Below are 14,044 nucleotides of genomic sequence, written 5' to 3'. Positions count from 1 at the left end.
CATTGATTTTTATTTTGCAATATTATCGAGCAGCAGTTTTGAAAAGGTCGATATTGTCTAATGCTTTACCCGTTCCAATTGCTACGCAATCTAATGGATCCTCTGCAACAAGAACTGGCATATTTGTTTCTTCACTAATAACTTTATCTAAGTTACGTAGTAATGCCCCGCCACCCGTTAATACGATACCGCGGTCCATAATATCCGCTGCTAATTCAGGTGGAGTTTTTTCTAACGTATTTTTAACTGATTCTACAATTGCATCTACTGTATCTTTTAATGCATCTGCAATTTCTTCTGGTTGAATTAGTACTGTTTTAGGTAAACCACTTACTAAATCACGACCGCGAATTTCCATAGGCTCAATACCTTCTGGCTCGCCTGCAGAACCGATTTCTAATTTTAGTGCTTCTGCTGTTCTTTCACCAATCATTAAGTTGTAGCTTTTCTTAATGTACTGAATGATTGAATCGTCCATATCATCACCAGCAACACGAACTGATTGACTTGTTACAATACCACCTAAAGAAATAATTGCAACTTCTGTTGTACCACCACCGATATCAACAACCATACTACCAGTCGGCTCCCAAACAGGTAAGTTTGCACCAATTGCTGCTGCAAATGGCTCTTCGATTGGATAAGCATCACGAGCACCAGCTTGACGAGTCGCATCGATTACTGCACGTCTTTCTACAGCTGTAATACCAGATGGTACACATACCATTACATATGGTTTACGTGAGAAGAATCCATTTGATTTTTGAGCTTGTTGAATGTAGTATTTCATCATTATTGCTGTTGTTTCGTAATCAGCAATTACACCATCTTTCATAGGGCGAAGTGCCACTACGTTTCCTGGTGTACGACCAATCATTTGTTTTGCATCGCTACCTACCGCAACGATTTGTTTCGTATCAGTTTGTAATGCTACTACTGAAGGTTCACGTAAAACTACACCTTTCCCTTTCACATATACAAGCGTGTTCGCCGTTCCTAAGTCTATTCCAAGATCGCGAGTAAATCCACCAAATCCAAACATATCATTTATCTTCCCTTCTTATTTTCACGGACTCATTTTTCTTACTTTATATTTATAAAAACAGTACGTTTTTTTATATCTGCATCCTTTTTGTAGATAATTTTCTACAAAAAACTCATAAATCACATTATAAAACAAAATAAGTAAAAAGAATAGTCTTAAATATGACCTTTTTCCTTTAAACTCACGAATTTATGGTCACCTATTATGATATGATCAAGTACATATCCCAACAAAAAAGAGCGAGTTATAGAACCCTATCATTTCTTTAAAGAATTCCTTCTAGAGGCAATCTGTATAGGGGATTTTTTTTACGCCCCTTTTGTAAGAATTGTGCTAAAATTAATGCAACGTACTCTTAGAATTAAATCATCCTTAGAATTGGGGCAAATTCTTTTAAAACATTTAACTATAAAATAGGATGAGGTGAACATATGGATTTATGGTCTAATGGAGATACAATAAAATTCGTTAAAAGAGAAGTGCCCATATACCGAAAGAAAGGCAATGAATACATTTCAGATAGTCGATATATAATTGGCCTTCTGATAGAAGAGGAGATTGTAGTCCCTCACCCAGTCACAGACTTCCTTGATAAAAAGTACTATAATGAATCAGGTTCAATAAACAGCGAAAAAGCCGTTGCAGATACCTTGGTACAATTTCTTAACTATATACTCAATCAAAAGAGGAGCGGTCATTCGATATTTAAAGAAATTAGGGGTATCGCTGATTTACAATTATGCCATATGGAATCTTTTCTCGAGTATTGTGGAGAAAAAGGAAATCTAAGAGATACTGTTAAACGAAAAGAACATTACCTTCTACATTTTTATTACTTTTTTGGAATCCAAAAAAAAGTTTTAAAGAATACACCTCCAATAAATAAACCAAACCATTCCAACAGTTTAAGTCATAACAAATCATACAGAAAAACAAGTACCTTCAATGTAAATCTCTATTATAAGAAGCCCAAACAACAAGACTATGACCTTAACGTAATTAAGAAAAAAGATTTCCTAACCCAAAAGTGGACAACACCACAAGAAAAACAAGCCATACGTTTAAAAATAATAAGAGAATTTTTAATGATAGCGAAAATAGAGTTTCCTCATATAGCATTTGCAGTTTGCTTACAGATATTCGGTGGTTTACGTGCAGCCGAATGTATGAACCTTGATATAAATTCTGTACTATCTCAAAATAACTCACAATATGGGGAAAAAGGATTAATTTTAAATATTAGAGATAGACAACCAAATCTATTTCCTTTATATTCTCCTCAAAGTAACAACCAAGTGAAACGTCCACGGGATCAAGCTGTTTTACTAGATCCACTTGTTCCTTACTTATACAAAAAACATTTAGATTGGCTGAATAAAAAGCATCATTCAATGAAAAGGAAAAGTAAGTTTAAAAGTAATTTAGCTTTATTTATTAATAGTCGTGGGGAAGCAATGCAGACTCATACTTACCGAAATACATTTAATAATTTGAAACGTTTTTACTTAGGAATGTTAAAAAATACAAATGGGCGATATGAAGATTTTAAAGAGTTTCGTGAAACAAAATGGAGTACACACATCGGACGTGGTGCCTTTACTAACCTTTGCTTAGATGCTGGTTATAGTGCTGTACAAACTGCTATCTTAAGAGGAGATAGATCACCTCAAGCAATGTTAGACTACACCGATATTTTAACTGCAACAAGTAGCATTATACATGCAATTGATACTATATCTCCTAAATCTATTTATTCATCCTATGAATTTGAAGAAATCGAATTAAATAAAACATGGAAGGATGTCATGCACTTTGCTAATACAGATAACAGATACACAGGACTTACAGATTAAAGAAGCTGTAATTAGTAGCGACCAATTTGCAGAAAGAATTGGCTTAAACCCATCCGCACCTTTTTTTTCAAAATACCTGTATACACAAACACTAAGACATTTAGCCACTGCAAATATTCTAGATGTTTGGGAGACAAATGATACAAAACTTTTTCTGAATCAACATGAAGACTCTGCCTACCTAGCGAAACACATGTCTGGTAAACAAATAATGGATAACTGTAATATTTCTCCTCAAACATTAAGAAAACTATGTAAAACACATAATATTCCTCTACATAAATTCAACACAATATACAAAGATATTTTTATTCCACTAGAATTCATTGAAAAGTATATAACCGACGATAAATACATTACTGGATATGATTTATTAAGAATAAGCTCTATAGATAAAAAATCAAAAAAAATTTTTCCACGCCGGGCATTACTAAGTGTGATTAACAACATTCAAAAACACAATTTGAATAGCTTATTGGGTTACACGGAACTTACAATACCTTTATATTTCAAAAATACACCTCAGCCTCAACACCATGTTTTTCTTCGTGAGAAAGTCATTAATTTTTTTGAGCAACATGTGAGTATCAACAAAGTATTAAATGAATTATCTATGAGGCGAAGCAACTTAGTCACCCTCTTACCTAACATTAATATAGAAATATATACGCTTTATGGCAGTAGCCACGATGGCAAATTTATTTCAAAAAACGATTACCAATACTTACAGACATATAGAAAAGGAATTACCAGCGGAGGAAATGGCAGTTACGCTCAGCGCAATGACAAATATATTGAGTATAGGGAAAAGTATTATACAAAGAAGCAAGTAATGGATTACCTTTCACTCAGCAGTGATTACATAAATATTGTATTAGATAGCTATAACATTAAGCCCGTAGAAATATTACAATACAAATTCAATAAAGATAAAACAAGTTTAATTTACTTTTTTCTAAAAGATGAAATTCATAAATTAATCGAAAAACAAACCCTTCTAAAACGTCAATATAAGCAAGAATATTACACAATCCAAGAAATCAAATTACTTATGGACAATGATGGTTACACTTCAAATTTTTTATATTCCTATATACCCAGAAACAACATTCAACCGACTGAGTGTCCCTCTATATTGATGGGTGTATTAAAAAGATACAATGGCAGTAAGAATTTGTTTCGGAAAGAAGATGTTCACGAATACTTATTAGATCGTAAAAACAGCAAAAACCTAATTAGTATCGAAATGGCCGACCCTTTTAAAGAGTTCATTTACAAAACAGAGATAATTTTACAAATTTCTTTCTCAAGAAAATTAATACGAACTAAAGACCTATGGTTTCAATATGTTCGAAAGCAATTACACGCTACCAAAAATTCAAATATTAGCATTTACATTAACCAACTCTCAAAAACAAGTTTCCATTTAGCAGATTTATTAACCAAAGAAATCTATAGTTATTCTGTATCATCCCTAAACAAATTATTTTTTGAAGAAAAATCAAACATACCTCGTACTTACCAGCGCATCCTATATCATTTTTGCAGAGAAGTTTACGATTCTATTTATGAGGTTACACAAAAAGCGCCTTACACACTCGACAAACTCACTAACCCTAATCACTTTTTAAACCAACGTAATGTAGATTTATCTAGATATACTTATGAAGAGTACAAAGATTTATATAGATTTGTCAATGACTTATCTATACACAAACTTACTGCAATTCAAGATGTTGAATCTTTGCTTAAAGGAAACAAATACTGTAATTATGATAGTTATTGGCTATACATATTAATACAACTTACAAATAATTGGCGCCATGCAACAGTTATAACTCAAATTCCAGAAATAGACTTATCGAATACTTCTATTACAGACCTAGATTGGTTAAAACAAAATAATCCTTCAATAGATGATTCCAACTCTATAATCTTCCAAGTAGGTCGTTATGTAAAAAAAATCCACAAAACTGGCGCAGACAGTATTTTTCGGATTGCCGATCCTTTGAAAATCGCTTTTGCAACAGCCATAAGTATTTGTCAATTACGCGCAAATACTTATCATATCGTTACTCCAAGTTCAAATCAAAAAAACACTGTGCCTAAGACTCCACCAAAAGATGTAGGTGCTTTAATATGGCTTAAAACTCGTCATATAGTTCAACCAAGACATACAGCACATAAAGTCTTTTTTAAACATTTCAAACATGAATTTAAATTTTCTAACCGAAAAATGAATCGTACGCTTACTACTTTGATTTGGTCAGTATTAAGATCTTTAAACGCCGCTAGGGTCTCAAGGTCTCACTTTAATGAAAATTCAACGATGCACTACATTAAATTAGATGAAAAGCAACTTACTCATTTAATAGAGCAAATCTTTGAAAGGAATTCCTTCGGCTATATAACTCAGCTATTAACCAACAAATTATTTGATGGATTAAATATTGAAAAAAATGTAGAAACACAAAAAATGCTAGAGTTAACAAAGAGGTTTGGTGATGTTCAAAAAATAGAGGTTTCTTCTGGTCTTATAGATCGTCTAGCAACTGAACAATGGGAAGTTATAGATTTAATAAACGGCTTAAAAAAAGAGGAAATTCAACATCTACTCTCTCAAGCAACGGCCAATACATTATATTCTAAACAAGAATATTACCAATGTGTCTTTTCCCGATGCAAATATGACGATATAACCAGTAATAGAGACTGCACCTGTTGTCCATTTTCTATTGTTAATGTATATGCCTTATCAAATTTAATGGACACGTATCTAAAAGGAATTCATCATATAATTTCTCATTTTAATAGTGCTAAAGAAGGAGAAAAGAAAAAAATGGCCAATCATTTCTACTTGCTCTGGCTACAAGTTCAATCAGCTAAACTACAGTTTGGTGATTTAATATATGATTTTGTTGAAGGTGGCAAAGAGAAATTCTCGCTTCTTTCTCAACAATTACCAAAGACTAAAAAATATTTGACAGACGGTATCTATTAAATACAATTGCATAGCGGAGGAGGATTCGCTTGTTAAAAATTAATCATAAAGTTTTAGAAGACCTTTCAACCCTTGATAATGCATTTGATATTAATAAAAATATTATAGAGGCTCAACAATTATTTAACGAGTATTTCGATATAAAATCTTTTAACCAAACAAAAGATTTCGAAAGTAACATCTGGTCATTCGCTGAATTAGTTAATGGTCAAACTTATTATTTCAACTTTGAATCTTTTCAACCATTGCTTAAGTTTAATAGTAATTTAGTAGTTAGTGAATGTATACTAGCTTTAAAATGTTGGATTATTTTACATCTAAATTCTAAGTCCCCCTCAGTAACATATAAACTTTTTAGCAATCTATATTCTATTTGTCGACTAACAAAAGGGTTTCAAACGAACTACGAAAAATTAATCCAATTGATTAACTCTGGTAAAATCTATAGCAGAAAAAATTCTAAAAGTAATGACTATGCAACCAAAACCGTCGCTCCAGAAACTATGATACGGTTTATAAGTAGCTTTCTTAGCTTTTCAAAATTTTATACAAATCTCTCTATAGATCCGTATTACATTCAAACACTAGAGAATGAAAGAGCTAAAATAAAAACATCTAAAAGCAATCGTGATTTGCCTCCACCCAAAGACATTTTAAGCTTTAAAGACTGTATAGAGTATTTTTTTATCACCCATCAAGACAAGATAACAGACAAATTAAAATCCAGTACACTGACTAAATTTCTCCCAATCATTTTATGGTGGGATATAACATCTATTATACCAATGCGACCTAGTGAGTTTTGTTTAATTAAGAGAGATTGTCTCTCTCTTACGGGGAATACACTAACCTTTCCTCGTCTTAAACAAAAACGGAATAAAAAAAATAGAACAGAACTAACATATGACACATTACCGATTCCAAAAGAATTACAGAGTAAAATTAGGCAGTACTTATGGCTAACATCAGAGTATGGATCATCCGAGTACCTAATATCTTTCGAAGCCTTTAAGGAATTAACATTAAAGAATATAAAGAGCTCTATAAACTATGAACAGAAAATCTTTACTCGAGATTATTTACAAAAGTTAATTGAATGTTTTTATACCGAAATTATTAAAGGCGAATACAACTTAGAGATTAACAATCAACTTAAACCCGGCGATTTAAGACATATAGCTATCGTATCACTGATGATGCAAGGGTATGATCGAGTCGAGATTGAGAGACTGGCAGGCCATTTCGACCTTAATACACAATATTCTTATGGAAACCATATGAAATTTTGGATTAACACAGACATACAGAGATTAACAAACGAATTTATATTACAGAAAACAGAAAGTTTTGTTTCACCGCAAGGTATACAAGAATACGAAAAACTATATGATGATATTACTTATAATGAAATGACTAACAACAGTCATAATACACCCTTTAATTTTATTGAATTAAACCTTGGTTATTGTAAAGACATAACAATGCCCTGCCCCTCATTTAATTGGAACTTTACAGGATGTTACTTCTGCAAACATTGGGGCATATCACTACATGATTTACAAAAAAATAGAGAATTGATTATTAAAGAGATTAGCGTAATTTATAACAGTCTCCAAAAAAAGATTAATTACTTAGTAGGGTTATATAATTTGCACCACTTAGATGAGTTAGGAGAAATTAATCCGGAATTAAAAACTGAGCTAAGAACAGCTTTAGAAAAAATAGAATACGATAAAACTTCTATCGCGAGGTTACAATATCTATTAGGAGTGGAGATTGATGAACTTAAATAAAGGACCTGGCAGACCCAAAAAATATGCTCTTACAGAAGAACTTAAGCAAAAGTTATTAAATTTAATAAGAGAATATGACGAAGAATACAACCCCTATCCAAAAATAAAATACAAACTTATTTGGGAGTATGCTACTGCTTTGTATGAACAAGGTAAATTCCCTATAAACACAAGTTATGACTTCTGGAAAAAGAAGAATCGTATTGGAAGACAGCTAGTCGATACAGTTAATACACTACAAACTCAAAAATTAGCTATTTCTCAATCAGTAGAACTCGACTTAATTAACATTAAAGAATTAATTGATAGATATGGTGGAAGAAACAAAGATGTATTGTGGGAATATCTAGAACCATATGACAGACATCTATATACTATCGCTAACAAAATCCAACAATTAGAAGAAGAAAATGATAAATTACGAGATAAATTAAACGAACAGGATCTAACCATACAAACCCTCAAGAATAAAAATTATAGAATTCAAAAATCATTATTAGCTATGTTTACCTATAGCAACAAAGAGAATGAGCTCGTAAATATGATGAATACAGGGAATTCCAAATCAAAACTCATAAACTTGGCGTTACAAGATACTTTTGAAAACCCAACAGCGTTTATACAAGAATTAGAAAAACATCTAAATCATTTTATTATAGAGAAATCTAATTATTCAAAAGTGATTTCTTTACATAAAGAAAAAAAAATCATCAATAACTCTACAGAATATGAGCTATAAAACCTCACTACATACAGGTACATTGCTTTATAAAAAATTTGAAACTATAGTATACAGTATTAAGCTGTTTGCAAATAATTGTCGATTAACAAGATATTTAATTTGATTACATTTATACCATTTTAAATAAACAAATATTTCACAAAAAGTGTTTTCATTTTTTTCTGAAAGCACTTTCCACTTGTTTATTTTAGTAAGATGTATCAAAAAACAAAAACCACTACTAACATTAATCTTTCCCAATTTGCGGTACTGCCACATTTCATTTTAAACTGATGTTTTTAACTAACATTCTAATAGATGCTGTACCGCTATAGAGTGCGCACCTTTTATACAATCTTTCTTTACATCATACTCTTAATAATAAGTTGTAAACTTTTCATTATCCGTAACACACATCACTTTCAACCTCTCATATAATATTCTAGGTTTTAAAGTGATGTTCTCTCAAAAACTTTTTATCCTCTTCTCTAATCACTTCAACCTAATTATCTGAACAATTTCTATTTTAATTGGTACATAAATTAGTCTCTTTTTCTTGTATACAGAATTATTAATATAATCACATTTAAACATTGAACAACATTTGTTTATTAATTCTATACTAGTGATGATACATGTGATGTTGAATTTTATTTTTTCTAACAATTGCAATAAACATCTAACTTTTTACACACTCCAAAATAATCTAACCATTCTCTTATTCAACTAAAGAACTTTTAATACTTTCACCAATTATCCTAAATGACGTACTTTAACCCCTTTTTTATTGATAATACGAAAAACAAGAAAGCAAAAAATATCAAAAAAAGTAATTTTAACACTGTTATACTTATATTAAATTTATTGATTGTTTTTAGATATAAATAGCAGGGGGAATATATATGCATATCACAGAAATATCTACATGGATATTAGCTGGTCAGAATCCTAATAAGTACATTCTATGCACTGAAAATATTACAAAATATGAAGCTTCTAGATGTCTATATTCTACAGAAAAAGATACTCTAGGTTATGGTACAGTCTTAACTTTTTTGAATGAGAAGTTGTATTCAGGTAACCGGGTTAAATTCTCAGGAATACTAATGGGGGAACACGTTAATTCCTATGCAGGTTTATGGATCAGAGCTGAAAGTGACACTCTAGATTTATTTGGTTTTGATAACCTCTACCCGCATTCATTATTTGGAACAACCTCTTGGAAAGAATATCATGTAGTTTTAGATGTACCAAAAGATTGTAATACCTTATCTCTAGGTATTGCTTTAAGGGGATCAGGTAAAGTATGGTTTAAAGAAATGAATTTAGGAATTGTTGATCCTACTGTCCCGTTAACGCGTAGTAAAAAGAATCGCATTTTATTAGAAGGTCCCACAAATCTAAATTTTGAAAACCCTATATTCTGAAACTATTTCAACTAAAGTACAAGGATTCTTAGATAGTGATAGCTAAGAATCCTTTTTATAGCCCAGATCCCTCGGAAGCATTCTATTTAATTTATTAGAATAAAATAATAAATTAACGGTTTCAAGTTGTATCCCCTGAATGTTTCAATGGTAACGAAATTTCAATAGTAGCACCACCTTTGATGTTGTTATACGCTGTAATCTTTCCATTATGTCTTTCAACAATTAGCTGACAAATATAGAGACCTAATCCAGAACTGTATTTGTATATACAATCTTCATTTCCTTTATAATATTTGTTGAATATGAGAGAAACTTCTTCAGTAAACCCCTTTCCGTTATCTGACATTTTAAATAATAAATTGCTACTTTCCCAATATGCTTCCAGCCATATTTCCCCATCATTTTCTATGTATTTTAATGAATTAGATAAGATATTCTCAAGTACTTCATTCATTCTAAAACGGTCAAAAGCGAAACTTTCTTCATTATTAAATGATGAGAAAATATAAAATCCCACATTTTTTTCAGCACATATATATGAAAAATTTCCTTTAATGTCTGAAATATACTCTTCTAAATTTATATTTTGAATGTTTAATGTGAAATTTGGTCTTTCTAAATCCCAAATTTCATTTAACTCATGAATCATAACTCTTACTCGCTCTGCATTATTAAGTAAGGTTTTCATACACGTTTCTTTTTGATCTTTTGATAGTTTAGTATAAGAACCTGAAAGTAATTCTAGATGTCCACATATAATAGTTATTGGCGTTTTAATATCATGAGTAAGAGAGAGAATCATCTCCTTCCTCTGTTCTTCCATAATCCATTGTCTTTTCAATGAAGATTGAAGAGCCCCTCTCATATCTTCAAATGACTTCAAGACTTGACCTAATTCATTATTATAAGACGTATTTATTGTAACATCTAATCGGCCATTCCTAATTTGATTACTCACATCAATCATTTCTTTTAAGGGTCGATTTATACCCTTAGAAAATATTATAGAAAAAATAAAAACTATACTAAAAGGACATAAAATAAAAGTAGGTAGGATAATAAAAAAGATAAAAAAGAAGTCATAATTTGTCTTTCTTATAAGACTATTAATAACATTCATTTCTACAAAAGCATTACTTGTATACCTTAAAACTATGCCACCTTTATATATTTCTCCATCAAATAATGGTTTGAAAGATACTCCATATATCTTATTGTTATTATATTCTTTCATATAATACGTCCTAGAACTAATCTTTACGTTTTCTGGTAAAGAATCTTTATTTCCAGAAGAATACAATATATCTTTCTCTTTAGATACTACCCAATACTCAAAACCTTCATTAGGAATTTGTTTATTTAGTTCCACTTGAAAGTCAGAATTAAAAATTTTATCTATATTTAATACTGCATAATTTTCAATAATGTATGCCTTTTTTTTGTTATCGAATGAGAACATAAGAAAACCAAGAAGGCAGATTGACAGTATAACTGAAACTATAAAGCTTAAAAAGAAAAACAATAGAAACTGTGTTTTTATTTTTAAATTCTTATTTACATATGTTAACACTCCCACTTATATCCTAACCCCCACACTGTTTTAATATAGTTATTATTTAAACTATAGGAGTGAAATTTTGCTCGTATTCTTCTAATATGCTCTGTAATTGTATTCACATCACTTTCACTCATAACGCCCCATACAGCTCCGAAGATTTGTTCTTTAGAGAACACCTGTCCAGAGTGCGTACATAATAATTCAATTATTTCATATTCTTTTTTAGTAAGATCAACTGTTTGACCATTTATTTGAACATTTTTTGCTATGATATCAATTACAAGTTCCTCGAATGCCAGCTTTTTATGTTTTTTTTCTGTTCCTTCTTTCAATTCTTTTCGTATATGAACACTCATTCTTAGTATAAGTTCCTTTAGGGAAAATGGTTTTGTAATATAATCATCTCCGCCTACTAAAAAACCTTTAATTCTTTCTTGTTCAAGACTTCGAGCTGTTAAAAATAAAATTGGACAACTTACAGTCCGTCTAATTTGTCTACAAACATCAAAACCAGTCATATCCGGAAGCATAACATCTAGTAAAATTACACTTAATTCTTTATTGACTTTTTCTAAAGCTTCGAATCCAGATGTAGCATAGTCGACTATAAATCCTTCCGCTTCAAGAGCAGGTTTTATAAATGAAATAATGTCTTTATTATCATCTACTATGAGTACTTTTCCATTCATCAATCATTGCACCTCTCATACCATTTTAAAACTTCTAATATTCCTTGAATAAGCTACAAGTAATTCTCAAATTTATAACAGGTATAGAATTAGCTTGCCTTTTCACCATACATTGTATTTAACTCCAAATAATTACAGATGAGATAACTATTCAATTATATATTATATATAATATTTGTATATTATAAGTTAAAATTAATAAATTTTGTAAAGTTGATAAAAAGTTGATTTTTGTGTGTTTATATATACATATGAATTATTTTCCAAAAACATATGAAGTTTTACGTTATTTAATATACATAGGAAAGGATGTAAAAAATGTTAGAAACAAAAATTGAAGTAAAGGCTGTTAATAAATCTCTTAGTAAAAGAACAGTAATTAACAACGCTAATTTTGAAATCCTAAAGGGGGACATTTGTGGATTCATAGGGCCAAACGGTGCTGGGAAAACAACTATTATGAAAATGATAACAGGATTAATAAAACCTGATCAAGGACGTATACTTGTCAATGGAATGGATGTAACAAAAAATAGGGAAAAGGCATTATTAGGAATAGGGGCTATTATAGAAATCCCTGTATTCTTCGAGTATATGTCAGGAAGAAAAAATTTAAAAAATCTTGCAAGATTGAATCATGGAATGAACCGAAAAGAACAACAAGAAAAAGTAGAAGAAGTATTAGAGCTTGTAGGTTTGAGGGATAGAGCAGGTGACAAGGTAAAAACTTATTCGCTAGGAATGAAGCAAAGACTCGGTATTGCTCAAGCATTACTCAATAATCCATCAATAATTATACTAGATGAACCTTCTAATGGTCTGGATCCACTAGGGATGAAAGATTTGAGAGAATTGATACTAAATCTTAAAAAAAATTTTGGAATTACATTCTTCATCTCAAGCCATCTTTTAGATGAGCTTCAAAAGATATGTAGTAAATACGTTTTTATCAAGGAAGGAAATATAAAATGGACAGGCAAGAGTACAACTCTTATGAATTCCGTAGATGATAAGAAAAATTTAGAAGACGTTTTTATAGAATTAATGTCATAAATATCGCATATATTTATAAACTTTAATAAATTATAGTTACCTTAATAGGAGGATTTAATGTTTAGATCTCTTTTTATATATGAACTAGAAAAATTTTGGTTCAAGAAGATAAATGTACTATGTTTCTTATGTATACCAATAATTGTATTACTATCACTCAAATTCTCATTAACAACAAATAATTCAGTAAAACCGATTGATGTAGCATTCAGCTCAAATTTGAATTTTCATATAACAAGTTTACAAGAGATGCTTTTCACTGCTTTTAATGCCATAGTAATTACTTTTTGTGCATTAAGCTTTCACGAAGAGTATCGAAAAGGTTATTTAAGAATGGCCCTTACAAGAGGAATTAGTATAAAAAAATTATACCTAGTAAAATCTTTAGTTTTAGCACTCAATGTATTTTTAATACTATTACTTCAATTTTTGATTTCTTATTTTATTGGATTAATAGCTTTACCAAAATTACATGAATCTGCATTATTTTTTAAAGATGGACTTTACGATATGAAAGACATTATCATCTTTTCTTTTAAATATTACTTGTTAGCTTATATGAGCTTAATTACTTTTGGAAGCATCATTGAATTTATTTCTTTAAAATGCAAATCAATTACTGGAGTAATTGGCTTAAGTTTAGGTTTTTTATTCACCAACATATTACTTTATGTGGTTATAGGCTATTTCGTTCAAGAGTATCCAGATAATCATCCCACAGCACTAAAGTACGAATCCTTATCTCTTTTGTTTACGCAAGTTAAAGGAGCAGCTTATTTTGCTGCTGGTGTGTCAAATGTTTTTATATACACTTTAATCGTTACGCTTGTGATTTTTAAAATTTTATCTTATATATCATTTACAAATACAGATTATCTTGATTAAAAAGGAGTATAGACCT

At 30.4% G+C, this 14,044-nt stretch carries 10 protein-coding genes and 1 pseudogene; 7 read left to right on the top strand and 4 right to left on the bottom strand.

Annotated elements, in window-relative coordinates; all coding sequences use genetic code 11:
• Nucleotides 1–22 precede the first annotated feature (22 nt).
• Nucleotides 23–1,042: a cell shape-determining protein MreB gene (gene mreB, locus MR155_RS00460; protein ID WP_002015369.1), complete on the bottom strand. Its 1,020-nt coding sequence runs from the start codon at nt 1,040–1,042 to the stop codon at nt 23–25.
• 158 nt (nt 1,043–1,200) lie between these two features.
• Nucleotides 1,201–1,266, bottom strand: a pseudogene (locus MR155_RS32200) (JAB domain-containing protein); the annotation flags it as partial.
• A 210-nt stretch (nt 1,267–1,476) separates the two neighbouring features.
• Here MR155_RS32200 and MR155_RS00455 point away from each other — a divergent pair.
• The 5 genes from MR155_RS00455 to MR155_RS00435 all read left to right on the top strand — a co-directional run bounded on the left by MR155_RS00455 (nt 1,477) and on the right by MR155_RS00435 (nt 9,840).
• The gene (locus tag MR155_RS00455) at nt 1,477–2,898 is read left to right on the top strand and encodes a hypothetical protein (RefSeq protein WP_242307567.1); all 1,422 of its coding nucleotides are present in this window, start codon (nt 1,477–1,479) and stop codon (nt 2,896–2,898) included.
• Nucleotides 2,858–5,899 (top strand): hypothetical protein, encoded by a 3,042-nt coding sequence (locus MR155_RS00450; RefSeq protein WP_242307564.1) that lies wholly within the window; start codon nt 2,858–2,860, stop codon nt 5,897–5,899. Before MR155_RS00455 ends, MR155_RS00450 begins: the two co-directional genes overlap by 41 nt.
• Before the next feature lie 29 nt (nt 5,900–5,928).
• Nucleotides 5,929–7,692: a site-specific integrase gene (locus tag MR155_RS00445; RefSeq protein ID WP_242307560.1), complete on the top strand. Its 1,764-nt coding sequence runs from the start codon at nt 5,929–5,931 to the stop codon at nt 7,690–7,692.
• Nucleotides 7,679–8,431 (top strand): hypothetical protein, encoded by a 753-nt coding sequence (locus tag MR155_RS00440; RefSeq protein ID WP_242307557.1) that lies wholly within the window; start codon nt 7,679–7,681, stop codon nt 8,429–8,431. The genes MR155_RS00445 and MR155_RS00440 overlap by 14 nt, the downstream gene beginning before the upstream one ends.
• Nucleotides 8,432–9,315: 884 nt before the next feature.
• Nucleotides 9,316–9,840, top strand: a complete 525-nt coding sequence (locus MR155_RS00435) for an AraC family transcriptional regulator (RefSeq protein ID WP_242307555.1) — start codon at nt 9,316–9,318, stop codon at nt 9,838–9,840.
• A gap of 121 nt (nt 9,841–9,961) precedes the next feature.
• Here the strand turns inward: MR155_RS00435 and MR155_RS00430 are convergent, their stop codons facing one another.
• Nucleotides 9,962–11,419: a HAMP domain-containing sensor histidine kinase gene (locus tag MR155_RS00430; RefSeq protein ID WP_242307551.1), complete on the bottom strand. Its 1,458-nt coding sequence runs from the start codon at nt 11,417–11,419 to the stop codon at nt 9,962–9,964.
• Nucleotides 11,407–12,090 (bottom strand): response regulator transcription factor, encoded by a 684-nt coding sequence (locus MR155_RS00425; protein ID WP_242307549.1) that lies wholly within the window; start codon nt 12,088–12,090, stop codon nt 11,407–11,409. Before MR155_RS00425 ends, MR155_RS00430 begins: the two co-directional genes overlap by 13 nt.
• A 318-nt stretch (nt 12,091–12,408) precedes the next feature.
• On the opposite strand from MR155_RS00425, the gene MR155_RS00420 reads away from it, so the two are divergent.
• On the top strand, nt 12,409–13,143 hold the full coding sequence (locus MR155_RS00420) for an ABC transporter ATP-binding protein (RefSeq protein WP_242307542.1): 735 nt from the start codon (nt 12,409–12,411) through the stop codon (nt 13,141–13,143).
• A 57-nt stretch (nt 13,144–13,200) separates the two neighbouring features.
• Nucleotides 13,201–14,028 carry an ABC transporter permease gene (locus MR155_RS00415; RefSeq protein WP_242307540.1) on the top strand — a complete coding sequence of 276 codons (828 nt, stop codon included), beginning with the start codon at nt 13,201–13,203 and terminating at the stop codon, nt 14,026–14,028.
• Nucleotides 14,029–14,044 lie beyond the last annotated feature (16 nt).

This window comes from Bacillus cereus group sp. BfR-BA-01331, from assembly GCF_022663915.1.
Taxonomy (GTDB): Bacteria; Bacillota; Bacilli; order Bacillales; family Bacillaceae_G; genus Bacillus_A; species Bacillus_A mycoides.
The sequence above is the reverse complement of the archived record's forward strand: the minus strand, read 5'-3'. Positions and strand labels throughout refer to the sequence as shown.

What these genes read in the sequence shown, in the direction of transcription:
- MR155_RS00440 (WP_242307557.1), top strand. Translation starts at nt 7,679, where the DNA reads ATGAACTTAAATAAAGGACCTGGCAGACCCAAAAAATATGCTCTTACA.
- MR155_RS00425 (WP_242307549.1), bottom strand. Translation starts at nt 12,090, where the DNA reads ATGAATGGAAAAGTACTCATAGTAGATGATAATAAAGACATTATTTCA.
- mreB (WP_002015369.1), bottom strand. Translation starts at nt 1,042, where the DNA reads ATGTTTGGATTTGGTGGATTTACTCGCGATCTTGGAATAGACTTAGGA.
- MR155_RS00415 (WP_242307540.1), top strand. Translation starts at nt 13,201, where the DNA reads ATGTTTAGATCTCTTTTTATATATGAACTAGAAAAATTTTGGTTCAAG.
- MR155_RS00435 (WP_242307555.1), top strand. Translation starts at nt 9,316, where the DNA reads ATGCATATCACAGAAATATCTACATGGATATTAGCTGGTCAGAATCCT.
- MR155_RS00455 (WP_242307567.1), top strand. Translation starts at nt 1,477, where the DNA reads ATGGATTTATGGTCTAATGGAGATACAATAAAATTCGTTAAAAGAGAA.
- MR155_RS00420 (WP_242307542.1), top strand. Translation starts at nt 12,409, where the DNA reads ATGTTAGAAACAAAAATTGAAGTAAAGGCTGTTAATAAATCTCTTAGT.